The organism is Streptomyces sp. NPDC028907 (assembly GCF_055564995.1).
Window position 1 is genome coordinate 301,209 of record NZ_JBVHVE010000008.1, and the last position, 26,024, is coordinate 327,232.

19 protein-coding genes are annotated in these 26,024 nt (G+C 70.7%); 9 read left to right on the top strand and 10 right to left on the bottom strand.

Annotated features, from left to right (window positions below; genetic code table 11):
- Nucleotides 1-89 precede the first annotated feature (89 nt).
- Nucleotides 90-3,050: an FxSxx-COOH system tetratricopeptide repeat protein gene (fxsT, locus tag ACZ4UU_RS25860; protein WP_471905740.1), complete on the top strand. Its 2,961-nt coding sequence runs from the start codon at nt 90-92 to the stop codon at nt 3,048-3,050.
- 135 nt (nt 3,051-3,185) lie between these two features.
- On the opposite strand, the gene ACZ4UU_RS25865 is transcribed toward fxsT, so the two are convergent.
- From ACZ4UU_RS25865 to ACZ4UU_RS25880, 4 genes are all read right to left on the bottom strand, one after another.
- On the bottom strand, nt 3,186-6,977 hold the full coding sequence (locus ACZ4UU_RS25865; protein WP_471905741.1) for a multifunctional oxoglutarate decarboxylase/oxoglutarate dehydrogenase thiamine pyrophosphate-binding subunit/dihydrolipoyllysine-residue succinyltransferase subunit: 3,792 nt from the start codon (nt 6,975-6,977) through the stop codon (nt 3,186-3,188).
- A 291-nt stretch (nt 6,978-7,268) separates the two neighbouring features.
- Nucleotides 7,269-8,375 carry a sensor histidine kinase gene (locus ACZ4UU_RS25870; protein WP_471905742.1) on the bottom strand — a complete coding sequence of 369 codons (1,107 nt, stop codon included), beginning with the start codon at nt 8,373-8,375 and terminating at the stop codon, nt 7,269-7,271.
- A complete protein-coding gene (locus ACZ4UU_RS25875; RefSeq protein ID WP_003997964.1) occupies nt 8,372-9,109 on the bottom strand; it encodes a response regulator transcription factor in 738 nt (245 codons plus the stop codon). Before ACZ4UU_RS25875 ends, ACZ4UU_RS25870 begins: the two co-directional genes overlap by 4 nt.
- Before the next feature lie 132 nt (nt 9,110-9,241).
- Nucleotides 9,242-9,919 carry a spermidine synthase family protein gene (locus tag ACZ4UU_RS25880; RefSeq protein WP_471905743.1) on the bottom strand — a complete coding sequence of 226 codons (678 nt, stop codon included), beginning with the start codon at nt 9,917-9,919 and terminating at the stop codon, nt 9,242-9,244.
- Between the two features lie 177 nt (nt 9,920-10,096).
- On the opposite strand from ACZ4UU_RS25880, the gene ACZ4UU_RS25885 reads away from it, so the two are divergent.
- Complete coding sequence (locus ACZ4UU_RS25885) at nt 10,097-10,912, top strand: rhomboid-like protein (RefSeq protein ID WP_471905744.1); 816 nt, start codon at nt 10,097-10,099, stop codon at nt 10,910-10,912.
- Between the two features lie 417 nt (nt 10,913-11,329).
- Nucleotides 11,330-13,744, top strand: coding sequence for an endopeptidase La (gene lon, locus ACZ4UU_RS25890; protein WP_471905745.1), 2,415 nt, complete (start codon nt 11,330-11,332; stop codon nt 13,742-13,744).
- Nucleotides 13,745-13,810: 66 nt separating this feature from the next.
- Here lon and ACZ4UU_RS25895 read toward each other — a convergent pair whose 3' ends face one another.
- The gene (locus ACZ4UU_RS25895) at nt 13,811-14,650 is read right to left on the bottom strand and encodes a lysozyme (protein WP_471905746.1); all 840 of its coding nucleotides are present in this window, start codon (nt 14,648-14,650) and stop codon (nt 13,811-13,813) included.
- Between the two features lie 252 nt (nt 14,651-14,902).
- Between ACZ4UU_RS25895 and ACZ4UU_RS25900 the strand changes: the two genes are divergently transcribed.
- Complete coding sequence (locus ACZ4UU_RS25900) at nt 14,903-15,415, top strand: MarR family winged helix-turn-helix transcriptional regulator (RefSeq protein ID WP_471905747.1); 513 nt, start codon at nt 14,903-14,905, stop codon at nt 15,413-15,415.
- A 319-nt stretch (nt 15,416-15,734) separates the two neighbouring features.
- Here ACZ4UU_RS25900 and ACZ4UU_RS25905 read toward each other — a convergent pair whose 3' ends face one another.
- Nucleotides 15,735-16,523: a protein phosphatase 2C domain-containing protein gene (locus ACZ4UU_RS25905; RefSeq protein WP_471905748.1), complete on the bottom strand. Its 789-nt coding sequence runs from the start codon at nt 16,521-16,523 to the stop codon at nt 15,735-15,737.
- Nucleotides 16,524-16,929: 406 nt separating this feature from the next.
- On the opposite strand from ACZ4UU_RS25905, the gene ACZ4UU_RS25910 reads away from it, so the two are divergent.
- The 5 genes from ACZ4UU_RS25910 to ACZ4UU_RS25930 are packed head-to-tail and all read left to right on the top strand — an operon-like array spanning nt 16,930 to nt 22,745.
- On the top strand, nt 16,930-19,923 hold the full coding sequence (locus ACZ4UU_RS25910) for a sensor histidine kinase (RefSeq protein WP_471905749.1): 2,994 nt from the start codon (nt 16,930-16,932) through the stop codon (nt 19,921-19,923).
- Nucleotides 19,920-20,423, top strand: coding sequence for a roadblock/LC7 domain-containing protein (locus tag ACZ4UU_RS25915; RefSeq protein ID WP_471905750.1), 504 nt, complete (start codon nt 19,920-19,922; stop codon nt 20,421-20,423). The genes ACZ4UU_RS25910 and ACZ4UU_RS25915 overlap by 4 nt, the downstream gene beginning before the upstream one ends.
- The gene (locus ACZ4UU_RS25920; RefSeq protein WP_471905751.1) at nt 20,420-20,848 is read left to right on the top strand and encodes a DUF742 domain-containing protein; all 429 of its coding nucleotides are present in this window, start codon (nt 20,420-20,422) and stop codon (nt 20,846-20,848) included. The genes ACZ4UU_RS25915 and ACZ4UU_RS25920 overlap by 4 nt, the downstream gene beginning before the upstream one ends.
- Complete coding sequence (locus ACZ4UU_RS25925; protein WP_471905752.1) at nt 20,829-21,467, top strand: GTP-binding protein; 639 nt, start codon at nt 20,829-20,831, stop codon at nt 21,465-21,467. The genes ACZ4UU_RS25920 and ACZ4UU_RS25925 overlap by 20 nt, the downstream gene beginning before the upstream one ends.
- A 24-nt stretch (nt 21,468-21,491) precedes the next feature.
- A complete protein-coding gene (locus tag ACZ4UU_RS25930) occupies nt 21,492-22,745 on the top strand; it encodes a styrene monooxygenase/indole monooxygenase family protein (RefSeq protein WP_471905753.1) in 1,254 nt (417 codons plus the stop codon).
- Here ACZ4UU_RS25930 and ACZ4UU_RS25935 read toward each other — a convergent pair.
- The 4 genes from ACZ4UU_RS25935 to ACZ4UU_RS25950 form a co-directional block, all read right to left on the bottom strand.
- Nucleotides 22,663-23,817 (bottom strand): C40 family peptidase, encoded by a 1,155-nt coding sequence (locus tag ACZ4UU_RS25935; RefSeq protein ID WP_471905754.1) that lies wholly within the window; start codon nt 23,815-23,817, stop codon nt 22,663-22,665. The genes ACZ4UU_RS25930 and ACZ4UU_RS25935 overlap by 83 nt on opposite strands.
- Before the next feature lie 102 nt (nt 23,818-23,919).
- Nucleotides 23,920-24,237, bottom strand: coding sequence for a hypothetical protein (locus ACZ4UU_RS25940; protein WP_471905755.1), 318 nt, complete (start codon nt 24,235-24,237; stop codon nt 23,920-23,922).
- Nucleotides 24,230-24,874, bottom strand: a complete 645-nt coding sequence (locus ACZ4UU_RS25945; RefSeq protein ID WP_471905756.1) for a TetR/AcrR family transcriptional regulator — start codon at nt 24,872-24,874, stop codon at nt 24,230-24,232. Before ACZ4UU_RS25945 ends, ACZ4UU_RS25940 begins: the two co-directional genes overlap by 8 nt.
- Nucleotides 24,875-25,015: 141 nt before the next feature.
- Nucleotides 25,016-25,954 (bottom strand): AurF N-oxygenase family protein, encoded by a 939-nt coding sequence (locus tag ACZ4UU_RS25950; protein WP_471905757.1) that lies wholly within the window; start codon nt 25,952-25,954, stop codon nt 25,016-25,018.
- Nucleotides 25,955-26,024: the final 70 nt, after the last annotated feature.

Consider the following 26,024-nt stretch of genomic DNA (forward strand, 5'->3'; position numbering starts at 1 on the left):
TCAACTCATTACCTCTGGCACCGATTTGACGCACAATTGAATGACCTGTGCACGGACGTGACCAGGTTCAGTCGAGGGGAACTGGCGAGATGGCGGCGGAACTCGGACACGTCACGGTGGTCTTCGCCGGACAGAGCGAGTCCTGGGCCAAATGGATCGACCACCAGATCCGGGCCGCGGGACGGGGCACCACGCTGATCAGGTGGAACCCGCTGCGCCGGCCGCCCACCGCCGAGGCGTTCACCAGCCTGCTGAGCGCGCCGGGCCGCGTCCTGCTCGTGATCGACGACTGGCACGAACGGCTGGGCAACGAGCGGTTCGAGGCCTGGGCCGAGGCGCTGCGGCAGGTCCTGCCGACGTACCAGGACCGGATCGCCGCCGTCAGCATCACCGCCCGGCCCATGCCCGAGGCCGTCATCGCCCTCGCCCCCGTCGAACTGCGCGGACTGCGCCCCGAGGTGGCGCGCAGCCGGGTCCTGGAGTGCGCCGGCATACCCGCCCCGGGCGTCCTGGTCGACCTGCGCCGCGGCCCCCGCTTCCCCGACGATCCGCCGGACGTCTGGCACGTCCCGCGCCGCAACCTCCGCTTCGTCGGCCGCACCGAACTGCTGGAGAAGGTCTACGGCGCCCTCTCCGCCGCCGGACCCACCGGAGCCGCCGTGGCGCTGCTCGGCCCCGGCGGCTTCGGCAAGACCCAGCTGGCCCTGGAGTACGTCCACCGGTTCGCCGGCGAGTACGACATCGTCTGGTGGATCAACGCCGCCCAACGCGTCACCGCCCGCCAGCAGTTCGCCGACCTCGCCGCCGCCCTGGACCTGCGCGACTCCGGCGACCTCGCGAACACCATCACCGCCGTCCGCCGGGAACTCGACCGCACCGCCCGGCCCTGGCTGCTCGTCCTGGACGGCGCCGGCGACCCGGAGCGGCTGATCGACCTGGTGCCCGAAGGCCGCGGCCACATCCTCGTCACCACCCACCGCAGCGAGTGGGGCGCCCACGCCGAGAACATCGCCGTACCCGTCTTCGAACGCCGCGAGAGCGTCGCCTTCGCCGGGCGCCGCACCGAGCGCCTCAGCGACCTGCAGGCCGAGCGGCTCGCCGAGGCCGTGGAGGACATGCCGCTGCTGCTCGACCAGACGGCCGCCTGGCTCGACATCAACCCGACCGTGCCGGTCGACGACTACATCCGGGACATCCGCGACGGCCGTCCGGACCGCTTCGGCGTCATGGCCTCCGGCCAGTACCCGGAGAGCTTCGAGGTGGCCTGGGCGAAACTCGTCAACACCCTGCGCGACGGCTCGGAATCCGCCTGGCAGCTGCTCAACCTGCTGGTCTGCTTCTCCCACGACGTGGTGCCGGTACGACTGCTCCAGACCGCACGGCACGGCGACCTGCCCGCCGAACTGGACGAGCTGATCGCCGAGCCCAGCAGCTGGAACACCGCGCTGCGCCGGCTGTCCGAGATCACCTCCATGCGGATCGAGTACGAAGCCGGGCCGCGCATGGACACCCAGACCGTCGGCACCCTGCGCATGCACCGCCTCTTCCACCGCTTCGTACGGTCCATCCAGTCACCCGCCGACGCCCAGCGCTACTCGGCCGCCGCCCGCAAGGTCCTCGTCTCCGCCGACCCCCGCGACTCCTCCTCGGCCGGCAACTGGGCCCGGTACGCCGCCCTCATCCCGCACCTGGAACCCTCCGGGGCCCTGGAGTCGGCGGACGACGACGCACGCGAACTGGTCCTCAACTGCATCGAGTACCTGCGGATGCGCGGCGAGTACCACGACGGCTGGTGGCTCAGCCGGCAGGCCGTGGAGCACTGGCGGGGCACCTCCGGCGACACCGACCGCTCGGTGCTCATCGCCGTCCACCAGCTCGCCAACATGCTGCGCAGGCTGGGCAGGTACGCGGAGGCGGAGACCGTCGGGCGCGAGATCCTCGGCCGGCTCGAACGCTCCGACGGCGTCCGGCCGATCGAGGTGATCCGCGCCAAGGACGGTCTCGGGGGCACCCTCATGGCGCTCGGCCGCTACCCGGAGGCCCGCGCCCTGTTCGACGAGGCCGCCGCGAGCGCCGCGGCCGAACTCGGCGACGAGCAGGTGCCGCGCACCCTCGCCATCCGCAGCAACCTCGCCGTGGCCCTCGGCCTCCAGGGCCACTACACCGAGTCCCTGGCCCTGCACCGCAAGATCTACGAGGCCCGTCTCGACCTGCTCGGCGAACGTGACGCCCTCACCCTCAACTCCTCGCTGCGCACCGCCTGGATGCTGCGGCTGCTCGGCAGCTACCGCGAGGCGCTGACCATCCAGGGCCACAACTCCCGGGTCCACAGCCAGGTCCTGGACCGCACCCACAGCCAGACCCTGCTCGCCGAGCACAACCTCGCCCTGTGTGCCCGCCGCGTCGGAGACCTCCAGTTCGCGCACGCCATGCTGCGCGGCGTCCGCGAGAAGCTGATCCGCCGCCGTGGCCCCATGCACCCCGAGACGCTGATGGCGTCCTGCGACTACGCGATGCTCCTGCGCGACCTGGAGCTCACGGAGGAGGCCAGAGGCCTGGCCGAGGCCACCGCCACCCAGTACGCCGCCCAACTGGGCGAGCGCCACCCGTACGCGATCGGCGCGCGGGACAACGTCGCCACCGTCATGCGGGACATGGGCGAGTACCGGGCCGCGCTGGCGCTGTCCCGGCAGACCACGGCCCAGATGCGGCGGGCGGTGGGCCGGGACCACCCGTGGGCCATCGGCTGCGCCAAGAACGAGGTCGCCGCCCTCGCCGGCGTAGGAGAGATCGAGGCCGCTGCGGCGCTGGGCCGGGAGACCGCCGACCGTTCCGCGCGGGTCCTGGGCGACGCGCATGTGCTCACCATCAGCCTGCGGGCCGGTCTCGCACTGGACCTGGCCGAGCTGGGCGAGCGGGAGGAGTCCGAGGCGCTGCACCGGGACACCGTGGCCCGCCTGACCTCACGGCTCGGCGCCGACCACCCGCAGACCCGCCACATCCTCGAACGGCAGCGCCCGTACTGGGACTTCGAGCCGCAACCGATCTGACCGGATCCGATCAGCCAACGGCACCCCTGTTCCCCTGGGGGCGCGAGGAACTGCGCCCCCAGGGCAGGCGAAAGGGCCCGGTGCCGAGCAAGAACTCGGCACCGGGCCCTGAGATTCGGCTGAACCGCCGGAGGCCTACGCCTCGAACACCTCACGCACCAGCTGCTCCTGCTCGGCCTGGTGCCGCTTGGCGGAACCGACGGCCGGGGACGACCCGTGCGGACGGGAGATCCGGCGCAGGCGCTCGCCGTGCGGGACCTCGGCGCCGACCGCCAGGTCCAGGTGGTCGATCAGGTTGAGCGCGATGAACGGCCAGGCACCCTGGTTCGCCGGCTCCTCCTGGGCCCACAGGTACTTCTCGGCGTTCGGGTACTTGGCGATCTCGGCCTGGAGCTCGGCACCCGGCAGCGGGTACAGGCGCTCGATGCGGATGATCGCCGTGTCCGTGACGCCGCGCTTCTTCCGCTCGGCGTCCAGGTCGTAGTAGACCTTGCCGGCGCAGAAGACGACCTTCTTGACCGCGGCCGGGTCGACCGAGGAGTCGCCGATGACCGGCTGGAACTGCCCGGTCGTGAACTCGTCCGCCGTCGAGGCCGCGGCCTTCAGACGCAGCATCGACTTCGGGGTGAAGACGACCAGCGGCTTGTGGTGCGGGTTGTGTACCTGCCACCGCAGGAGGTGGAAGTAGTTCGACGGCGAGGTCGGCATCGCGACCGTCATGTTGTTCTGCGCGCAGAGCTGCAGGAACCGCTCCGGGCGGGCCGAGGAGTGGTCCGGGCCCTGGCCCTCGTAACCGTGCGGCAGGAGCAGGACGACGCCGGAGGTCTGCGCCCACTTCTGCTCGGCCGAGGAGATGAACTCGTCCACGACCGTCTGGGCGCCGTTGACGAAGTCGCCGAACTGCGCCTCCCACATCACGAGCGCGTCCGGACGGGCCAGCGAGTAGCCGTACTCGAAGCCCATCGCGGCGTACTCGGACAGCAGCGAGTTGTACACGTTCAGCCGCGACTGGTCCTCGGAGAGGTACTGCAGCGGCGTGTACTCCTCGCCTGTCCTGTTGTCGATGATCACCGCGTGACGCTGACCGAAGGTGCCGCGCTGCGAGTCCTGGCCGGCCAGACGGACCGGGACGCCCTCAAGGAGGAGGGAGCCGACCGCGAGGGTCTCGCCCATGCCCCAGTCGATGGTGCCGTCCTCGACCATGGACGCCCGGCGCTGGAGCTGGGGCAGCAGACGCGGGTGGACGGTGACGTGGTCGGGGATGTTGACCTGGGACTCGGCGATCCGCTTGACGGTCTCCGAGGTCACCGCGGTGTTCACGGCGACCGGGAACTCGGCCTGCGGGTCCGAGGGCTCCGCGGCGGCCGGCTGCGAGGTGGCCTCGCGGACCTCCGTGAAGACCTTCTCCAGCTGCCCCTGGTAGTCCTGAAGCGCCTGCTCGGCCTCTTCCAGGGTGATGTCGCCGCGACCGATGAGGGACTCGGTGTAGAGCTTGCGCACCGAGCGCTTCTTGTCGATGAGGTCGTACATCAGCGGCTGGGTGAAGGCCGGGTTGTCCGACTCGTTGTGACCGCGGCGGCGGTAGCAGATGAGGTCGATCACGACGTCCTTGTTGAACGCCTGGCGGAACTCGAAGGCCAGACGGGCAACGCGAACGACCGCCTCGGGGTCGTCGCCGTTCACGTGGAAGATCGGCGCCTCGATCATGCGGGCCACGTCGGTGGCGTACATGGAGGAGCGGGACGACTCGGGAGCCGCAGTGAAGCCGACCTGGTTGTTGATGACGATGTGGACCGTGCCGCCGGTGCGGTAGCCGCGCAGCTGCGACATGTTCAGGGTCTCGGCCACCACGCCCTGGCCCGCGAAGGCCGCGTCGCCGTGGATCGCCACCGGCAGGACCGTGAAGTCCGTGCCGCCCTTGTTGATGATGTCCTGCTTGGCGCGGGCGACGCCCTCCAGGACCGGGTCCACCGCCTCCAGGTGCGAGGGGTTCGCGACCAGGGAGACCTTGATCTGCTCGCCGTCGAGGCCGGTGAAGGTGCCCTCGGCGCCCAGGTGGTACTTCACGTCACCGGAGCCGTGCATCGACTTCGGGTCGAGGTTGCCCTCGAACTCGCGGAAGATCTGGGCGTACGACTTGCCGACGATGTTGGCGAGGACGTTCAGCCGGCCGCGGTGGGCCATGCCGATGACGACCTCGTCCAGCCGGGACTCGGCGGCGCTGTCGATGACCGCGTCCAGCAGCGGGATGACGGACTCGCCGCCCTCCAGGGAGAAGCGCTTCTGGCCGACGTACTTCGTCTGCAGGAAGGTCTCGAAGGCCTCCGCGGCGTTCAGCCGGCGCAGGATGCGCAGCTGCTCCTCGCGCTCCGGCTTGGAGTGCGCGCGCTCGATGCGGTCCTGGATCCACCGGCGCTGCTTCGGGTCCTGGATGTGCATGAACTCGACGCCGGTGGTGCGGCAGTACGAGTCGCGCAGCACACCGAGGATGTCCCGCAGCTTCATCAGGGACTTGCCGGCGAAGCCGCCGACGGCGAACTCGCGCTCCAGGTCCCACAGGGTGAGGCCGTGCTCGGTGATGTCCAGGTCGGGGTGCTTGCGCTGCTGGTACTCCAGCGGGTCGGTGTCGGCCATGACGTGGCCGCGGACCCGGTAGGAGTGGATCAGCTCGAAGACGCGGGCGGCCTTGGTGACGTCGTCGTCGTGGCTGGCGTCGATGTCCTTGAGCCAGCGGACCGGCTCGTAGGGGATGCGCAGCGCCTCGAAGATGTCGTCGTAGAAGCCGTTCTCGCCGAGGAGGAGGTTCGCGACGATCCGCAGGAACTCGCCGGAGGCGGCGCCCTGGATGACCCGGTGGTCGTAGGTCGACGTGAGCGTCATGACCTTCGAGATGCCGAGCTTGTTCAGGGTGTCCTGGGAGGTGCCCTGGAACTCCGCCGGGTAGTCCATGGAGCCGACGCCCATGATCACCGACTGGCCGGGCATCAGCCGCGGCACGGAGTGCACGGTACCGAGGCCGCCGGGGTTGGTCAGGGAGACCGTCACACCGGTGAAGTCGTCCATGCCGAGCTTGCCGTCGCGGGCGCGGCGGACGATGTCCTCATAGGCCTGCCAGAACTCGAAGAAGTTCAGGGTCTCGGCCTTCTTGATGCCCGCGACCACGAGCTGGCGGTCGCCGTTGGGCTTGACCAGGTCGATGGCGAGGCCGAAGTTGATGTGCTCCGGCTTGACCAGGGTCGGCTTGCCGTCCTTCTCCGCGAAGGAGTAGTTCATCGACGGCATGGCCTTGATGGCCTGCACCATCGCGTACCCGATGAGGTGCGTGAAGGAGATCTTCCCGCCCCGGGCGCGCTTGAGGTGGTTGTTGATGACGATGCGGTTGTCGAAGAGCAGCTTCACCGGGACCGCGCGCACGGACGTGGCCGTGGGCACTTCCAGCGAGGCGTTCATGTTCTTCGCGACCGCGGCGGCGGGGCCGCGCAGCGTCACCAGCTCGGGACCGTCGCCGGCGGCGGCGGGCTCGGCCTTCTTCGGCTGAGCGGGCTTCGCGACCGGAGCGGGCGCGGCGGGCTTCGCGGCGGCCGGCGCCGGGGCGGCGGGAGCCGCGGCCGCGGGCTTCGGGGCCGCGGGGGCCGGCGCGGGGACCGACGGGGCGGCCGGAGCAGCCGGAGCGGCCGGAGCCGTGGTGGTGGTCTCTGCGGCCCCCGCGGCCGCAGTACCCGCCGGAGCCGGGGCGGCGGCCGCCCCGGGCTTGTAGTCGGCGAAGAAGTCCCACCAGGCTCGGTCCACCGAATTGGGGTCCTGGAGGTACTGCTGATAGATCTCGTCGACGAGCCACTCGTTCGGACCGAACGCGGCCGCGGGGTTCTTCCCCGCTTGGTCTGCGTCGGTCGAGATGCTCGAGTTACTGGGGGACTGTGGCGACACGGCGGCAACCGCCCTCTTCCGCTTCACAAGGTGATGGACAGCGGGAATTAAGGCTACGCCCCCATGGCCGGGAAGGTCAGGCTGAGCAAGGTCATCGTCGCGTAAGTCACATCGGAAAGCGTGTTTCGTGCCTGGAAATGGCGGGAAACAAGCGTGGTTCCGCTTCGGATGACCTCAGATGGGAAGGCGTGATCACGACCTGGCACGCCGAAGGCGCAGGTCTGTACCTGATCACACGTGTCCGTCAGCCGGGACAGACGTGGATCTTGACGCTCCGCTTCGAACTTTACGTCAACTTGGTACGGATGGCTGCCCTGGAAGCGTGACAAGAATCCGGCAACCCCGATCGGATTCGGCCACTCCGATCCGGCCGCCGTGCAGATCGACGGCCCAGCGCGCGATCGCAAGACCCAGCCCCGTACCGCCGTCGCTGCCCGGCCCGTGCGGCCGGCTCACCGCGCCCCGGTTGAACCGCTCGAAGACCCGGTGCCAGTCCGAGCGCGGGATGCCCGGACCCTCGTCCAGGACCTCCAGCACCAGCGACTCCGGATGCGCGCCGCGCCGTGCCTTGACCGTCACGCGGCCGTGCGGCGGGCTGTGCTTGATCGCGTTGTCGATGAGGTTGGCGACGACCTGGTGGATGCGCTCGGGGTCGGCGTGCGCGGTCAGCTCCGGCGGGGAGACGTCGAGGTGCAGATGGACGTCCGTACGGGTGTGACTGCCGGAACCCGACGCCATGCCGCCGCGCGCCGAGGAAACCATGTTGGCCTCCTTCAGCACCCCGGACAGATAGGGCCACACCTCGAAGCGCCGCAGCCGCAGCGGTACGACGCCGTTGTCCAGACGGGACAGGTCCAGGAGCGTCTCCACGAGCCGGCCGAGGCGCTCGGTCTGCTTCAGCGCGGTGCGCATCGTCTCGGGGTCGGCCTCGGCGATGCCGTCGACGACGTTCTCCAGGACCGCCCGCAGGCCCGCGATCGGGGTGCGCAGCTCGTGCGAGACGTTCGCCACCAGCTCCTTGCGCTGCTGGTCCTGGGCCTCCAGCTCGTCGGCCATCAGGTTGATCGTCCCGGCGAGGTCACCCAGCTCGTCCCGGCGGTTGTCGCGCACCCGGCGGGTGTAGTCGCCGTGCGAGATGGACCGGGCCACCGCGTTCATCTCGTCCAGCGGCGCGGTGAGCGAATGTGCCACGAACTGCGTAATGAGCAGTGTGGCGATCATCGAGAAGACCGTGATGAAGCGCAGTTCCGTCTGGGTGCGCACAGCGATCATCGACAGGCCGGTGGTGATCAGCACCGCGATGATGACCAGCGCGCCCAGCTTGGTCTTGATCGAGAACGGACGTACGCCGCCCCAGGGCTCCCCGGGGCCTCTCCGCGCGGCCGGTCCGTCGCTCATGGCGTCGGGGTCTCCAGGGCGTAGCCCACGCCGTGCACGGTGCGGATCCGCTCGGCGCCGATCTTCCGGCGCAGCGCCTTGATGTGGCTGTCGACCGTGCGGGTGCCGGAGGCGTCCGCCCAGTCCCACACCTCGGCGAGGAGCTGCTCCCGGGAGAGCACCGCGCGCGGGGTGTTCGCCAGGCACACCAGGAGGTCGAACTCGGTCGGCGTGAGGTGGACGTCCTCACTGCGGACCCGTACGCGCCGCTGCGCGTGGTCGATCTCCAGCTCGCCGAGGCGCAGGATGCCCGACCGCGGGGTCGTGGCGGCCAGCGCGGCCCGCTCCACGCGGCGCAGCAGCACATGCACGCGTGCCGCCAGCTCCCGCATCGAGAACGGCTTGGTCATGTAGTCGTCGGCGCCGACGCCGAGCCCGACCAGCATGTCGGTCTCGTCGTCGCGCGCGGTCAGCATCAGCACCGGCACCGGCCGCTGGGCCTGCACCCGGCGGCAGACCTCAAGGCCGTCGAACCCCGGCAGCATGATGTCGAGGATCAGCAGGTCGGGCTGCCAGGCCTCCGCCGTGTCGACCGCCGCCGGACCGTCGCCCGCGGTCTGCACGAGGAAGCCCTCGGCGCGCAGACGGGCCGCGATGGCGTCCACGATGGTCGGATCGTCCTCGACCACGAGGACCCGGCGCTGGGCGCCGGGGGTCGCCGCCGTGCCGTTGTGGGAGGTGTGTGTCTGCTCCATCGCCCGCCCCAAAGTTGCTTTCCGGAATCCGTGGGGTGATCCCGCTATCTGGCTATGCCTGCGCATGCTTGCGATTGACGCTTGAATGATCCGCGTCAGGTGAGCAGAGTACGGGGAGTCACCGTGCCACGGCTATCCAGGCCGTACGCCGAGGTGTACGACGTCCGGAACGCCCCGGGCAACGGGGATCTCTTCGGTACGCACCTGTTGGAATCCGGCATTACACAAGGTTTCTTCGAATTCCGGAGAGGGCTGGGCGGACCATACGGCAAGCACGCCACCGGGCCTCAACGCCCCTGCGCAGCCCGCCAGTCCGGCCGGTGAGTACAGGCTGTCGTTGCCCTCGGTGACCGTCCAGTCGGGCCCGTTGTCGATGTCGAGACACAGGGCGTCATACGTGGCGGAAGTCTCATGCAGGTAGGCCACGAGATCAGTTTCCAGAATCTCGGTGCGCGGATCGGCGAGAGCCGCCGCGGAGATGCCGGACAACGGGCCGTCGAGATGCCAGTCGATAATCGCGCGCTCGCGCTCCACGACTGCGATCCGTCCCGGGCGCGGGTCGGCGGCGGCGTGTGCGAGCGAGAACCCGACGCCGAGCCCGCCGATCAGCACCTCCGGGTCGGGCCGTCCGTCCAGCGCACCGAGCGCCACGTCGACCAGCAGCCGCTCCGAGCGTCCGTCGGAGGTGTCCATCAGGAAGCAGCCGTTGGCGATGATCTGGAGCAGTTCACCGTGCCGCCGCAGCACGATCTCGCCGTGCGGCCCCTCGCGACGTTCCAGGACTTCGGGGATGTCGTACGAAGTGGGCATCCGGCCATCCTGGCAGGTCCGGCCGGAGTCCCTGCGGGAATTACCTTCGAATGCGTGAACTGGTGAGACGCGAGAACTTGTTGAGAGGTTGCTGAGAATCTGCTGTTCTGTGGCGCAGATCACAGACATGGATGATCTGTGGTCCGAGGGTGGGGGAAACGGAAGGAGCGCCTCACCTTGGAACGGACTGCGGTCGGGGGCGTGACGGGCTCGTTTCCCGAGCCCGAGGTGGCGGAGCTGCTGGACGGGATGCCCCGCCAGCGCGGGCCGGCCACCGCCGTGAGCGCGTTGCCCGCGATGCCGCCGCCCGCGATGCCGGCTCCTGCCGGGACCGCGGTGCCGCGCGCCCGTCCGTTCCGCCCCTGGCGCCTGCTCCCCACCCCCACCGGCGCCCCGTTCACCCTCGCCTACGCCGCCGTCCTCGCCGTCACCTCGCTGATCGCCACCTACGCCGACCCCGACCTCGTCCACGCCCTGCACCAGGGCTCCAGCACCGATGTCGCGCACCTCGTGCGGACGCCCGTGCTGGTGCTCCTCGCCAGCGCCCTGTGGGTCGCGGGCGGCTTCCTGGGGCCGTACACCCTCGGCTTCCTGCTGGTGCTGACCGCGCTGGAACGACGGATCGGCGGCGTGCGCACAGCCCTTGTCTTCCTGACCGGGCACGCCCTGGCCACCCTCGCGACCGAGGTCCCCGTGGGGCTCGCCGTGCTGGTCGGCCACCTTTCCGACAGTTCGCTGTACCGCCTCGACTACGGCATCAGCTTCGGCGTCGCCACGAGCACAGGCGCCCTGGCCGGGCTGCTGCGACCGTGGCTGCGTCGGCCGGTGCTGGCGCTGTTCGGCGGGATGCTGCTCCAGGACCTCCTGAACCTCACGGACCCGCTGACCAATTGGGGTCACCTCATCTCCCTGGCCATCGGGATCGGGATGTGGCCGACCGTCAGGCGCTGGCACGCCGCGCACGCGAAGTCGGGGCCGGTCGGCCGGAGGTGACCGCACGTCGGCGGCGACCGGCGCGCGGTAGATGCCGCAGTCCCGTCGCTCGGCGAGTCGCCCCGCCCCGCAGGCTCTCGTACGCCCAATTCGGTGGCCCGTCCGGTCAGGGCCGTCTGCTGGTCCTTGAGTCGGTCCAGCTCGGCGCCGCGCAGGCCGAGGGGCGCGCCGCTGACGGGGCGCGGAATTCCGCCGACGATCCGCGGCAGCGGCAGTCCCGTTCGTAGGGAAGGGCTCTTTGTCGGTCACGGCCAGACGGGCGGGAAGCATCGGACCGCAGTGACCGTTGACCAGGAAAGCCCGAGGTCACCGCAGCTGCGGCAGCTGATCGCTCACAGCGAACGAGGGCCCGGGAACATTCGAGCCTCCCTGTGCATTGAGTCGGCATAACTCAACTTGACTGCCTAAGGGGAGATCATGGCTTCGACGTCCACACCGCTCACCCTGCCCGTGCTGCCCCTCGACGACGAGGTCGTGCTGCCCGGGATGGTGGTCCCGCTGGACTTGAACGACGCCGATGTACGCGCCGCGGTGGAGGCCGCCCAAGCGGCCGCCCGGTCGCAGCCCGGGAAGCCACGGGTGCTGCTGGTGCCGCGCATCGACGGGACGTACGCGAGCACCGGTGTGCTCGGCACCGTCGAGCAGGTCGGCCGGCTGGCCGACGGCGACCCCGGCGCCCTGATCCGGGGACGCGGTCGGGTGCGGATCGGCGCCGGGACGACCGGGCCGGGTGCGGCCCTGTGGGTCGAGGGCGCGCGGGTCGACGAGAGCGTGCCCGAGCCGCTTCCCGGACAGGTCGCCGAACTGGTGAAGGAGTACAAGGCCCTCGCCACCGCCTGGCTGCGCAAGCGCGGCGCCTGGCAGGTGGTCGACCGGGTTCAGGCCATCGACGACGTGTCCCAGCTCGCCGACAACTCCGGTTACTCGCCCTTCCTGACCACCGAGCAGAAGGTCGAGCTGCTGGAGACCGCCGACCCGGTAGCCCGCCTCAAGCTCGCCACTCAGCAACTGCGCGACCACCTCGCCGAGCAGGACGTCGCCGAGACCATCGCCAAGGACGTCCAGGAGGGCGTCGACAAGCAGCAGCGCGAGTTCCTGCTGCGCCGTCAGCTGGAGGCCGTCCGCAAGGAACTGCGCGAGCTGAACGGCGAACAGGACGGCGAGGAGTCCGACGACTACCGGGCCCGCGTGGAGGCCGCCGACCTGCCGGAGAAGGTCCGGGAGGCGGCGCTCAAGGAGGTCGACAAGCTGGAGCGGTCCTCCGACCAGTCGCCCGAGGGGTCGTGGATCCGGACCTGGCTCGACACCGTGCTCGAACTGCCGTGGAACGAGCGGACCGAGGACGCGTACGACATCCAGGGCGCCAAGGCGATCCTCGACGCCGAGCACGCCGGTCTGGAGGACGTGAAGGAGCGCATCACCGAGTACCTCGCGGTGCGCAAGCGCCGTACCGACCGGGGCCTCGGTGTCGTCGGCGGCCGGCGCGGCGGTGCCGTGCTGGCGCTGGTCGGCCCGCCCGGCGTCGGCAAGACCTCGCTGGGCGAGTCCGTGGCGCACGCCATGGGGCGCAAGTTCGTCCGGGTCGCCCTCGGCGGCGTCCGCGACGAGGCCGAGATCCGCGGCCACCGCCGTACCTACGTCGGCGCGCTGCCCGGCCGGATCGTGCGCGCGATCAAGGAGGCCGGTTCGATGAACCCGGTCGTCCTCCTCGACGAGATCGACAAGGTGGGCTCCGACTTCCGGGGCGACCCGGCGGCGGCCCTGCTGGAGGTCCTGGACCCGGCGCAGAACCACACCTTCCGCGACCACTACCTGGAAGTGGAACTGGACCTGTCCGACGTCGTCTTCCTCGCCACCGCCAACGTCCTGGAAGCCATCCCGGAGGCCCTCCTCGACCGTATGGAGCTGGTCCGCCTGGACGGCTACACCGAGGACGAGAAGGTCGTCATCGCCCGCGACCACCTGCTCCCGCGTCAGCTGGAGCGGGCCGGACTGAAGGCGGACGAGGTCGCGATCGACGAGGGCGCGCTGCGCAAGCTCGCCGGCGAGTACACCCGCGAGGCGGGCGTGCGCACCCTGGAGCGGTCGATCGCACGGCTCCTGCGCAAGGTCGCGGCCCAGCACGAACTGGGCGAGCGGGAACTGCCGTTCACGATCGGCGACGGCGACCTGCGCGCACTGATCGGCCGACCGCACCACGTGCCCGAGTCGGCGCAGGACCCGGCCGAGCGGCGTACAGCGGTCCCGGGCGTGGCGACCGGCCTCGCGGTGACCGGCGCGGGTGGTGACGTCCTGTACGTCGAGGCGTCGCTGGCCGACCCGGAGACGGGCGCGGCGGGCCTGACCCTGACCGGCCAACTGGGTGACGTGATGAAGGAGAGCGCACAGATCGCCCTGTCCTTCCTGCGCTCGCACGGCGCCGAACTGGAGTTGCCCGTCGCCGACCTGAAGGACCGGGGCGTGCACATCCACTTCCCGGCGGGCGCGGTGCCGAAGGACGGTCCGAGCGCGGGAGTCACGATGACGACGGCGCTGGCGTCGCTGCTGTCGGGCCGCCTGGTCCGTACGGACGTGGCGATGACCGGCGAGGTCTCGCTGACCGGCCGGGTGCTGCCCATCGGCGGCGTGAAGCAGAAGCTGCTGGCGGCCCACCGGGCGGGCGTCACCACCGTCGTCATTCCCAAGCGCAACGAGCCCGACCTGGACGACGTCCCGGCCGAGGTGCTGGACAAGCTCGACGTCCACGCCGTCACCGACGTCCGCCAGGTCCTGGAGCTGGCGCTGTCGCCGGCCACCAACGGCGCGGCGCCGGAGGTTCCGGTCGCGGCGTGACGGACGCGGTCGGACGGCAGGGCCCGGGTCCCGTGAGGGAGGCCCGGGCCTTCGCCGCGAGAGGAATCAGCCGTTGGCCAATGCCTTCAACCGGTCCAGCGCCCCGTTGAACCGGTTGTGGTCGCCGACGGTCGGTCCGGAGGACGTGTACTGCCACATCGTGTAGTAGTCCCAGCCCGCCGGGAGTTCCCCCACCTCGGCGGCGTACCGGGCGACCCACAGCGGGTTGGCGGTGGCGAAGCCGCTGTAGTTGCCGGTGCACTGCTTCCACCAGTTCGTCGCCGTGTAGATGACGGGGGCGCGGCCCGTGCGGGCCTTGTACTGGTTCAGGAAGTCACGGATCCAGGTGACCATCGCGGCTGGGGTCTTGCCGTAGCAGGCGTCGCCGTACGGGTTCCACTCGATGTCGAGGGCGCCGGGCAGCGTCTTGCCGTCGCGTGACCAGCCGCCGCCGTGGTTGACGAAATAGTTGGCCTGGGTTGCGCCATTGGTGGTGTCCGGGGTGGCGAAGTGGTAGGCCCCGCGGATCATGCCGACGTCGTAGGAGCCCGTGTACTGCTGGGTGAAGTAGGGGTTGGTGTAGTAGGTCCCCTCGGTGGCCTTCACATAGGCCCACTTCACCCCGCTGCCCCACAGGGTCGACCAGGCGACGTTGCCCTGGTGGCTGGAGACGTCCACGCCTTCCGTCTGAGCGGCCAGGTCAGCGACGGGTTCACCGTCCGTGCCGTCATGGGTGAGGACGCCCATGCCCATGTGGGCGGAGCCGCGGGGCGGGGGATCGTCGGCGGACGCGGAGGCGGGCCGGGTGGTCAGTACGAGGAGGGTCAGGGTCAGGACGGCTGCGAGCAGTAGCCCGGCGACAGGGGTGTGCCGGGAGCGGAGCGGTTCGGGTCTGTGCACGGGCATAGCGTGCCTCCGAAGGCTCGGTGACGCTCGGTGGGGAACTCACATGGATCCGTGATCGGCCGCAGTCTGGGTCATGTCTGGCGTGGGCATGCCAGCCAGGTCTCGGCAGAGACGCCAGGGAGCCAGAAGAGCAGGTGGAAGGGGGTCCGAAGGCTGCCGTTGGTCCAAGCCTGCGAAATACTGACGGAGCTGCGGCGACGACGGCGGTCGGCGGAAACTTTCAGGACCGGGAAATTCGAGGCAGGGGCTGACGTGCGGGAAGACGGAGACGGGGACGAGCGGCAGGGACAGTCGGCGGGTGCCCCCTTGGAGGGGGCGTCCGGCGGTGGTCCGGGCCGTCCCGAGTTCCTCGATCTGGAACGGGAGCTGACCGTTCTGTTCCGGCGCGCCCGGGCCAAGCAGGGCGAGATGGCCCGTGAGGTCCATCCCGACCTGGAGTCGGCGGCGTACGGGCTGCTGGTGCGGCTGGACGAGTCCGGGCGGCTGCGGGCCACCGAACTCGCCGCCTACATCGGCGTCGGCAAGGCCACCATGTCCCGCCAGCTGCGTGCCCTGGAGGACCTGGGCCTGGTCGCCCGCGAGCCCGATCCCGCCGACGGACGGGCGTGGCTGGTGCACCTCACGGAGGAGGGGCGGGGCCGGGTCGCCAAGGTGCGTGAGGCGCGGCGGGCGCGCTATGTCGAGCAGCTCTCCCACTGGGACCCGCGCGAGGTCGCCGAACTCGGCCGGCTGCTGAACCAGTTGAACCGGGGCATGGAGAAGTAGGGCCCGCCGAAGGGACCTGGGCGCAGGCCCGCGGACCGCATGACGGTCCGGGGCGCCCGACGATCCGGCCGCCCGAGCCGCCCGAGCCGCCCGAGCCGCCCGGACCGTGCGGGACGCCCGAGCCGTCCGAGCAGTCCGGGGCGTCGGGGCCGTCCAGGGCGTGCGGACCGTCCGAGCAGTCCGAGCAGTCCGAGCAGTCCGGGGCGACCGGGGCGTGCGGACCGTCCGACCGTCCGGGGCGAGCGTGGGTGAGATCCCCGGCAGGGCGTGCCGACCGCCCGAGCAGTCTGGGGTGAGCGAGGGTGAGATCCCCGCCCGCTCACCACTGCACGTACACCACCGTCGCGTCGTCGTGCGTCTTGCTCCGCCCCAGATACGTCCGCTCCTCCGTGTCCGCCCGTTCCAGCGCCCGCACACGGTCCACCAGCCCCTGCGCCCCTTCCTTCCGTACGAAGGTGAAGCAGTCCCCCCAGTCGCCCTCCCGGAACTTCTCCACCCAGCGCGTCGCCCCGTCCGTCAGCGCCGCAAGGGCCCGGACCTCGCCGCGCGGCAGCACCCCTGTCACCGCCCGCGCCGCCACCGACGGCTCCGCGGCCGCCGTGAAGAAGCCACCCTCCTTGTTGCGGATGTGGGCGTCGATCAGGGCGTCCGTGGCCAGCGAGGCACGGGGGAGGCGGGCCAGACGGTCGTCGAGGCAGGGGGTGATGGTGCCGTCGGGCGCTTCCAGCAGGAGGGCCGAGTCGGAGAGGATCAGGTACTCGACCGTCTCCGGCGACCAGCGGGCCAGAACCGCCGTGGCCTGTGGGGTGCGTGGGTGAGAAAGGTCACAGGTTTGGGTGTGTGCGTCAGCGGTACGTGTGATTGCCCGGCTCAGCGCCTCGGTGAGAGGAACATCGGGGAGTGAAACGGTCAGTTCGGTCAGGGCTCCGCCGAGCCGCCCGGTGAACCAGGGGACCGAATGCAGACAGCCCGTCTCACCCCGCGGTGGGGTCACTCCGTCCAGGACCACCAGTACGCCGCCCTGTCCCGAGGCGGGAAGGCCGACACTCGCGAAGTCCTCGTTGGGGCGGGCCGGATCGCCGGGCTCCGAAACAAGCTCTGTTCGCATTCGGCCAGTCTGCACGAGCCCTTCACAAGGTCCATGAAGGGGTCGCATCGACTGCCGAATGGGCGAGGTCTCGCAGGTCAGACGTCGGATTTGGGGTGGAATGGAGCGCTCCGGGAAGGCGTGGCGGCGAATACTGCCACCGCCCGCCGCAGACGTCCAACCGGCCTGCCGTACAAGGCGAGTGCACGCGCCCGAGGAACTTGCCCGCCAACTCCCCTCCGGGGTTCACTCCTTCGGGTGGCGGGTCAGGTGATGCGCGGCCGTCGCCCACCGGCACTGGGAGGGTCGGGGACCGGTGAGGACACCCCCTGCTCGAGCAACGTCGAGAGCTTGGGGGAGGGGTGTACGCGAGGTCGGCGGTAGTTGACGGAGCGTCATCCGGACCCATGGGTATCACGAGTCAGGAATGCGAGCACCGGTGCAGAAGACGCGGCCTCGTCGCTCAGGCAAGCAGACGGCCTCCGCAGGGGGCACGCAGCCCACTCCCGGCGCCTCGACCGGCACCACAGGCGATGCCGCACCCGCGGGCAGGGGGCGCCCGACGCACGTACGGAACCGGCTGATCGTCGCCGTGGCCGTCGTGGCCGCCGCCATCGCGGGCGCCGGCGTCCCCTCGATCGTCACCGCCTCCGGGCAACTGCACGACTCCCAGGGACTGGTGACCCTCGCCGAGCAGACGGAGAACGCGCTCACGCTCGCCCACTCCCTCGCCGACGAGCGCGACGAGGTCACGTCGTACGTCGCCGCCGGCCGTCCCAAGTCCAAGGCGCCCAGCGAGCAGCGCAGCGTCCGCGTCGACCGGCAGGTCGAGGAACTGCGTGCCGACCCCGACGCCCCCGCCTCGCTGCGTGACGACCTCGACGCCATCGCCGCCGTACGCAGGAGCGCGCTCACCGGCAAGAGCGACGCGCTGGAGGCGCACACCGCGTACTCGGCCACCATCACCGAACTCCACCGGCTCGCCGAGAGCCTGGCCGAGCAGATGCCGCCCCGCGCGGGCGCCGGCGCCCACGCGCTCGCCGAGCTGGACTCCGCCGTCCAGCAGGCCGCCGCCACCCGGGGGCTGCTGCTCGCCGCGCTGAGCGTGCCGACCACCACCGAGACGGTCGTCGACCCGATCACCGGCATCGCGAGCACCCAGAAGACCTCCACGGACGCGGACGCCAAGCAGCGCGCCGCCCTCAGTGCCGCCGCCCAGCAGGCCCGGCTGCGCTCCGACGCCGCCCTCGCCGACTTCCACGACACCGCGCCCAAGACGGCCCGCACGTCGTACGACTCCACGGTCACCGGCCCCGAGGTCAACACCGCCGACCGGTATCTCGCCGCTCTCACTGACCAGCCCGCGCTCTCCGACCGTGACCTGGCCACGGACACCAAGCGCGCCGAGGCAGCCCTGTCCGCCCGCGTCGACCTGATGCGCGGTGTTGAGTCCGCTCTGTACGACCGCCGCACCAAGGACCTGGAGCAGCTGCGCGACGACGACGTCACCGCGCTGGAGATCCGGATCGCGATCCTCGGCGCCCTGATGCTGCTCGCCGTCGGCGTCGCCACCGGCATGGCCCGCAGCCTCACCCGGCCCCTCGCCGTCCTGCGCCTCGGCTCCGCCCGGCTCGCCCGCGCCGAGGACCCGGCGGTCGAGGAGCCGGTCAAGTTCACCGGCCGCAAGGACGAGTTCGCCCAGGTCGTCGACTCCGTCAACGCCCTGCACGCGCACGCCCTCGGCCTCCACGAGCGCGTCACCACCCTGGAGTCCGACCGCAAGCACCTCGTCGGCCAGCGCCAGAAGATGGCGGACGCCCGCGAGGGGCTGCGCGCCGAACTCGCCGAGTCCGCCGCCCAGCTGGAGCGGCTGCGCGGCAGCATCGGCAACACCTTCGTCAACCTCGCCCTGCGCACCCTCGGCCTGGTCGAGCGCCAACTCGCGGTCATCGAGGGCCTGGAGGAGCGCGAGCAGGACCCCGAGCGCCTCGCCACGCTCTTCAAGCTCGACCACTTCGCCACCGTCATGCGCCGGCACAGCGAGAACCTCCTCGTCCTGGCGGGCACCGAGCATGTCCAGCAGCACGCGGGACCGGTCCCGCTGGTCGACGTCGTACGGGCCGCGGTCAGCGAGATCGAGCGCTACGAGCGCGTACGCATCGCGGCGCTCCCGCCGCACGCGCACGTGGCGGGCTTCGCCGCGGACGACCTCTCCCACCTCCTGGCCGAGCTGATGGAGAACGCGACGTCGTTCTCCCCGCCCGACCTGCCCGTCGAGGTCTCCGGCTGGCTGCTGGAGAGCGGCGAGGTCATGCTGTCGGTCCAGGACGAGGGCATCGGGATGACGAGCGATCGCCTGACCCGCCTCAACTCCCGCCTTGCCGACTTCGACCCAGAGAACTCCTACGACCAGGAGGGTGACGACGGCCTGGGCCTCGGCCTCTACGTCGTCGCCCGCCTCGCCCACCGCCACGGCGTCCGCGTCCAGCTCCGCGAGCAGAAGCAGGGCGGCGTCGCCTCGGTCGCGGTCCTGCCCAAGGGCCTGCTGGCCGGCGCACCCGCGTCCGCGGTCCCCTCGGACACACGTCCCCCGGCCGGCGCCCCCGCCTTCTCCCTCCCCGGCGCCGACGCGGAGGCCAACTCCAACGTCCTGCACGGCCGCACCAAGCCCACCGACCCCTTGGTGGAACTCGCGGAACAGGCCGTACGGGAAACGTCCCAGAACCGATCAACACCCCCCGCCCCCGAGCAGGAACGCGAACACCCTGCCGAAACCACGATGGAACTCCTCCTCCCGCCACAGCCGACCCCCGAGCCGGCACCGGACGAGCCGGCCGCCGGCGGGTCGGTTGCCGCGGGGCCGGTGGTCCCAGAGCCGACGACCGCGGAGTTCGCCGCCGAGCCCGCGACGCCAGGGCTCGCCGCGTCGCCGCCCGGTGGGCCGACGTTCGGTGGGCCGGTGGCCACCGAGCCCGCGACCGCGGAGTTCGCCGCCGAGCCCGCGGCCCGCGAACATGGCATCGACGGACGACCCGCGGCCGCCGACGGTGAGGACGCTCCGCTGGGGCCACCCGCAGTCGGCGACGATGGCCGCACGGGTGGTGCGGGTGGGAACGAGAACCCCGCCGAAGGCGAAGCCGAGGCGGAACACACCCGCACCCCGGACGAGGACCCCCTCACCGACAAGGGCCTGCCCAAACGCACCCCGAAGATCACCGCCCCCGCCCAGGCCCCGCGCCAGCGAACCGGCACCGTGGACGCCGAAGCCCTCCGCAGGAGACTCGGCGGATTCCGCAGGGGAGCGGAGGCGGGCCACCGCGAGGTACAGGCAGAGATCGCCGAACAGACGGGCCAGCACACGGCCCCGACAGCACAATCCGAAGCAGCCACGGGGGGCACAGCCGAGGAGGCAAGCAGTTGACCGCGCCCAGTACCTTCGGACTGAGCAGTGAAGCCCGCAACCTGCACTGGTTGTTGACGAATCTGGTCGAGGAGGTGCCGGGCATCCAGTCAGTCGCGGTGGTCTCCTCCGACGGATTGCTCCTGCTCTCCTCTGACCACGCCCGAAACGCCGAGGCCCGAGAAGCCCGGCCCGACAAGCCCACCGGCCCGCGCGGCTCCTCCGCCGACCTGGCCACCATCGTCTCCGGCATCGGCAGCCTCACCGTCGGCGCCGCCAAGCTGATGCAGTTCGGCGGCGTGAAGCACACGATGGTCGCGATGGACGAGGGCAGCCTGTTCGTGATGTCCATCAGCGACGGCTCACTGCTCGGCGTGCACGGCTCCGCCGACTGTGACATGAGCGTCGTGGCGTACCACATGGCGCTCTTCGTCGGCCGGGCCGGCCACGTGCTCACCCCCGAACTCCGCAGCGAGCTACGGAAGTCCGTCGAGACCGCGTCGGCAGGGAGTACCCGATGAGCAACGCCCCGCACAGCAGGCCCCAGCTCCCCGTCCGCGGCGGCGACCGCAAGCCCGCCCGCGTACGCCCCTACTCGCTCACCGGCGGCCGCACCCGTTTCGGCCACGTCCTCCTCGTCGAGACGTTCGTCGGCAGCACGGCCGCGCTGGAGGCCGGTGAAGAGCGCAAGGAGCTCACGAACGGTTCGCTCTCCACCCGGGTGATGCCGGAGATGCGGGCCATCGTCGAACTGTGCCGCCGTATGCGCACGGTGGCCGAGATCGCCGCGCTGCTGAAGATGCCGCTCGGCGTGGTCCGGGTGCTCGTCAGCGACCTCGCGGACCAGGGAAAGATCCGTGTGTACGGCACCGGAACCGGCCATGGCACGGGCCGGCCGGAACGCGCGCTGCTGGAAAGGGTGCTGAGTGGACTCCGTCGTCTCTGACGCCGCTCGCGGTGTCTCCCCGCTCCTCGTCGACGAGGAGCCCGAACAGCCCTGGCAGACGGACCGGACCCGGGCCCCCGTCGCCACGAAGATAGTGGTGGCGGGCGGCTTCGGCGTGGGCAAGACCACGCTGGTCAGCGCCGTCTCGGAGATCACGCCCCTGCAGACCGAGGCGCTGATGACCGAGGCGAGCGAGGAGACCGACGACCTCACCTCGACGCCGGGCAAGATGACCACCACCGTGGCCATGGACTACGGCCGCATCACGCTCGACGACGACCTGGTGCTCTACCTGTTCGGCACGCCGGGCCAGCAGCGGTTCTGGTTCATGTGGGACGACCTGGTGCGCGGCGCGATCGGCGCGGTCGTCCTGGCCGACACCCGGCGCCTGAAGGACTGCTTCCCGGCGCTGGACTACTTCGAGAGCTGCGGGCTGCCGTACGTCGTCGCGGTCAACCACTTCGACGACAGCGAGCTGTTCGAGCCGGAGGACGTCCGAGAGGCCCTGACCGTGCCCGCGCACATACCTGTCATGATCATGGATGCGCGGCGTCGGATTTCGGCCATCGAGACCCTGTTGGCCCTGGTCCGGCACGCACTGGACGAAACCCCCGAGTAGAGCCGAGTAGGAGAACAGCCCCGGATGCGGAAGATACTCGTCGTCGGAGCCGGTCAGTCCGGACTCCAGATCGCCCTCGGACTCCAGTCGCACGGGTACGAGGTCACCCTGATGTCCAACCGGACGGCGGACGAGATCCGCTCCGGCCGGGTCATGTCCACGCAGTGCATGTTCCACACGGCACTTCAGCACGAGCGCGATCTCCAGCTGAACTTCTGGGAGTCCCAGGCCCCGAAGATCGAAGGACTCGGCGTCTCGGTGGCGGCCCCGGGTTCCTGGAGCGAGGGTCCGGCGGTGAGGGCGATCGACTGGCTGGGGCACCTCGACGGGTACGCGCAGTCGGTCGACCAGCGGGTGAAGATGGCCGGCTGGATGGAGACCTTCGCGCAGCGCGGCGGCCAGCTGGTCATCCACGGCGCGGCGGTCGGCGACCTCGACTACTTCTCCCGTACGTACGACCTGGTGCTGGTGTCGGCCGGCAAGGGCGAGCTCGTCCAGATGTTCGAGCGGGATGTCGAGCGTTCCCCGTACAGCGAGCCGCAGCGTGCGCTGGCCGTGTCGTACGTCCACGGTCTCGGCCCGCGTCCGGAGCACCCGGACCAGGAGGGCGTGCGCTGCAACCTCGTCCCGGGTGTGGGTGAGCTGTTCGTCATGCCCACCCTGACGACGTCCGGGCGCGCGGACATCCTGTTCTGGGAGGGCATACCCGGCGGCCCGCTCGACGTCTTCGACGGCGTGAAGGACCCGGCGCAACACCTCTCCCTGACCCTGGAACTCATGGAGAAGTACGTCCCCTGGGAGTACGCGCGGGCCACCGAGGTCGAGCTCACGGACGCGGGCGGCGTGCTGAGCGGGCGGTACGCGCCGACCGTGCGCAACCCGATCGGGCGGCTGCCCGGCGGTGGGCTGGTGCTGGGGGTCGCGGACGTCGTCGTGGCGAACGACCCGATCACCGGACAGGGCTCCAACTCGGCCTCCAAGTGCGCGGCCGCCTACCTCGCCTCGATCGTCGAGCACGGGGAGAAGGAGTTCGACGAGACGTGGATGCGCGCCACGTTCGACCGGTACTGGGCCACCGCGCAGCACGTCACCAAGTGGACCAACGCCATGCTGGCGCCGCCGCCGGAGCACATTCTCAACCTCATCGGCGCGGCCGGACAGCTGCCGCCGGTCGCCGACCGGTTCGCCAACGGCTTCAACGACCCGGCTGACTTCGAGAACTTCTTCTACGATCCGGAGAAGACCGGGGCGTATCTCGCTGAGGTTTCCGGGAGCTGACCCGCTTGCCCGCCTTCGAGGACTCCTTCGGGCGTACGGCACCCAGGACCGGGTTCGACGCGATCGGCGAGACCTTGATCTTCTCGCCGGTGCGCGGAGCCTGGATCACCTTGCCCTTGCCGACGTACATCGCCACGTGCGTGGCGTCCGGGAAGTAGACGACCAGGTCGCCCGGGCGCAGCTCGGTCAGCGGGATGCGGTCGAGCCGTGCCCACTGCTCCTGGCTGGTGCGGGGGATCGGGGTGCCGGCATGGGCCCAGGCCTCGGACGTCAGACCTGAGCAGTCGTACGACTTCGGGCCCTCCGCGCCCCACTTGTACGGCTTGCCCAGCTGCTTCCTGGCGTAGCGGATGGCCCGATTGGCCTCGGAGGACGGTTTGTGATCGTCCTTGGCCAGGGCACCGGACGCCAGGAAGGCCCGCTGGGCCTTGGCGATGCCGGTCTTCTCGAACTCGGCCAGCGCCGCCAGCTGGGCGGCGGTCAGGGACGCCAGGAGCTCCTCGACCTTCTTGAGGCGCTTCTTCACGGTGTCCCTGTCCTTCTTCTGACGCTCCGCCAGGGCGAGCCGCGCGTCGAGGGCCTTGCGGGCCTTGCGGGCCAGCTCGTCGGCCTTGCGTTCCGTGCCGGTCAGCCGGCCGACCGCCGCCGCGCGCTCACGTGCCAGCAGGCCGATGACATGACCCTGGTCCAGGGCGTGCTGCGGGTCGCGGGCCAGGAGCAGACGTACGTACGGGGAGATGTCCGTGGTGTTCTGGTACTGCTGGCGGGCCAGGCGGCCGGCCGCGCCCCGGCTGTGGTGCAGGGAGAGCCGGGCGCGGGCCAGGGCGGCGTCCAGGCGGGCCACCTCGGCGCGCTGCTTCCTCAGCTTCTCCTCGGTGGCGTTGTAGGCCTCCGTGGCCTGTTCGGTCTGTCGGTACAGCCGCTGAAGGTCCGTCAGGAGGCTCGCTGTCGAGCGCTCCTGCGGTTCGGGGGACGAGGGTTCGGGGGCCGCCGTCGCGGGCGCCGGGGCCGATGCGAGGATCGTGGCGGCCGACGCCGCCGTACACGCCAGACGCAGAAGCCTTCCTGACACGTCATCACCTCCGGTGCGGAGAGGATCTCTGCTCCGCACCGCGAGCCTTAGCCCGGGACGACGTGTTCGCGCGACGGGTGTGCTCGGGTCGGCGGAACCCGATCACTCGTTCGTGTCGTGTGGCCTGCTCTGCGGCGTGGCGTCCGGCTTGGACCACGGCCAGTTCAGCCGACGGGTCTGCCGGCCCTCGGGGTCGTACTCGTACTTCCAGCGCTGGGAGAGGCCCATGCGGCCCTGGGTGCGCGGTACGCGGTGGTAGACGAGGACCGTGGGCGGGCCGCCGTGCGGGTCGGGGACCGGGACGCGGTACGTCTTGGGCGGGTGGCCGGTGATGCCCAGGAGCACGGGCAGGACGCGGCCGTCCAGGGGGCCGCCCTCGAAGGGGGTGTCTTCGCTCTTCACGGCACCAGTGTCAGCCATCCGCCGCGAGCTTCTCGGCCAGGGCGGCGGTCTGGGGGTCCCGGTTCGCGGTGACGGAGAGTGCGGCGGCGAACTGGTCCACGAGCCAGTCCCGCAGTTCCGCCACGGGGGGCTGTTTTCCCTCGTCGAGCCAGATCAGGGACGCCGCCTCGACCGCGGTGATCCACATGCGGACCGTCATACGGAGGTGGAGGCCGGGGTCGGTGACCTCCAGGTGGCTGAGGATGTGCTCGGCCGCGGCGCGGCGGACTCCGTCCACTATGGCGGTGGTGCGGGAGGTCTCCACGACGCTGCCGCCCTGGAGGAGGGCGCTGAAGCCGGTGTCGTGCTCGTCGACGAAGGTGAGATATCGGTCGAGGGCGCGGGAGAGGCGGGGGAGGAGGGGGCCGTCGCGAGGTTCGTCGAAGCAGTGCTGGAGCTCTTCGGCGGCCGAGCGGAGGGCGGCCTCGTAGAGCTGTTGCTTGCCGCCCGGGAAGTAGCGGTACACGAGGGGGCGGGAGACGCCTGCCGCCTCCGCCACGTCGTCCAGGGACACGTCCTCGGGGGTGCGGTGGGCGAACAGTTTCAGCGCGGCGTCGAGGAGCTGACTGCGTCGCTCCTCGACGCTGAGGCGGCGGTAGGCCGGGGCGGCGGACATGGGATGAAGCCTAGTCGCCGTGGCGGGTGCGGTGATTTGGCGGCTGCGGGTCCGTCGTGGCTGATCGCGCAGTTCCCCGCGCCCCTCAAGGGCGCTGCCCCGCCCGGCGCGGGCGAGCGTCCCAACCGCTCAGGTCCCGACTCACGCCAGCAGCCCGGACGACCTCCACAGTCGCCTACCGACCCCCCGCAGCACCCCGATGTCGTCCAGGAAGTCCGTCAGCCTCTTCGCCCCGGTCTGCATCACCTCCCGGCGATGCCCGCTCGCCTTCACCTGGGCCGTGGCCTCCCGCTTGTCCAGGCCCACGTTCGTGTACACCTCGGGATTCACGAAGGCCACCGAGAACACCCGGGCGAACTCGCCGGAGGTGACCCGTGTGAACTCCTGGGACCACTTCGGGGCCGTCACCATCTGCCGGCGCAGCTCCTCGCGGGCGTAGCGGACGTGGCGGGCCTCCTCCACGACGTGGATGCGTGTGACACCCCGGATCAGCGGCTGCACCCGCTCGTCCGGGAACGTCAGCCGCTGCATCCAGTCGAGGACCTCCTCGCCGAGGAGGGTGGCGGTGAAGGAGCCGGGGGTGGTGGAGATCGTCTTGAAGAGGCGGCCGAGGTGCTGGTGGGCCCGGCTGACCGGGTACCAGGGGGTGTCACCGTGGGAGATCAGGCGGGCGAACATCTTGGAGTGCCGGCACTCGTCCTCGATCTCGGTGAGGGCGTAGCGGACGTGGGCGCTCGTCGCCGCCTTGTCGTAGATGTGGCGGACCAGAAGCTGCATGAGGATGATCTCGAACCAGATGCCGAGGGAGGCGAGGCCGGCGGCCTCGTGCTGCGAGAGGAGGATCCGCTGCTCCTCGCTCATGCGCTTCCAGAGGGGCGTGTCGTAGAGCGAGACCAGCTCCGGGGGCCAGAACCACTTGCCCTCCTCGAAGGGCGCGTCCCAGTCCAGCTCCTTGTCGGGGTCGAAGGAGTGCTTGGCGGACGAGGCCAGGAGGCGTTCGGCCACCTGTTCGCGGTCCTTGAGCAGGCCGAGTGCGTCACGCAGTCCGTCGAGCGCGTCGGCTTCCGTCAGGGTCGTCATCGGTCGCTCACCTCTGTTACCGGGGGGTACGTCGTCCGTGTCTTATGAGACTGCCTGTCAGCAAGGTCGT

What these genes read in the sequence shown, in the direction of transcription:
- lon (WP_471905745.1), top strand. Translation starts at nt 11,330, where the DNA reads ATGGCTTCGACGTCCACACCGCTCACCCTGCCCGTGCTGCCCCTCGAC.
- ACZ4UU_RS25910 (WP_471905749.1), top strand. Translation starts at nt 16,930, where the DNA reads ATGCGAGCACCGGTGCAGAAGACGCGGCCTCGTCGCTCAGGCAAGCAG.
- ACZ4UU_RS25870 (WP_471905742.1), bottom strand. Translation starts at nt 8,375, where the DNA reads ATGAGCGACGGACCGGCCGCGCGGAGAGGCCCCGGGGAGCCCTGGGGC.
- ACZ4UU_RS25930 (WP_471905753.1), top strand. Translation starts at nt 21,492, where the DNA reads ATGCGGAAGATACTCGTCGTCGGAGCCGGTCAGTCCGGACTCCAGATC.
- ACZ4UU_RS25880 (WP_471905743.1), bottom strand. Translation starts at nt 9,919, where the DNA reads ATGCCCACTTCGTACGACATCCCCGAAGTCCTGGAACGTCGCGAGGGG.
- ACZ4UU_RS25940 (WP_471905755.1), bottom strand. Translation starts at nt 24,237, where the DNA reads ATGGCTGACACTGGTGCCGTGAAGAGCGAAGACACCCCCTTCGAGGGC.
- ACZ4UU_RS25945 (WP_471905756.1), bottom strand. Translation starts at nt 24,874, where the DNA reads ATGTCCGCCGCCCCGGCCTACCGCCGCCTCAGCGTCGAGGAGCGACGC.
- ACZ4UU_RS25895 (WP_471905746.1), bottom strand. Translation starts at nt 14,650, where the DNA reads ATGCCCGTGCACAGACCCGAACCGCTCCGCTCCCGGCACACCCCTGTC.
- ACZ4UU_RS25920 (WP_471905751.1), top strand. Translation starts at nt 20,420, where the DNA reads ATGAGCAACGCCCCGCACAGCAGGCCCCAGCTCCCCGTCCGCGGCGGC.
- ACZ4UU_RS25950 (WP_471905757.1), bottom strand. Translation starts at nt 25,954, where the DNA reads ATGACGACCCTGACGGAAGCCGACGCGCTCGACGGACTGCGTGACGCA.
- ACZ4UU_RS25875 (WP_003997964.1), bottom strand. Translation starts at nt 9,109, where the DNA reads ATGGAGCAGACACACACCTCCCACAACGGCACGGCGGCGACCCCCGGC.
- fxsT (WP_471905740.1), top strand. Translation starts at nt 90, where the DNA reads ATGGCGGCGGAACTCGGACACGTCACGGTGGTCTTCGCCGGACAGAGC.
- ACZ4UU_RS25905 (WP_471905748.1), bottom strand. Translation starts at nt 16,523, where the DNA reads ATGCGAACAGAGCTTGTTTCGGAGCCCGGCGATCCGGCCCGCCCCAAC.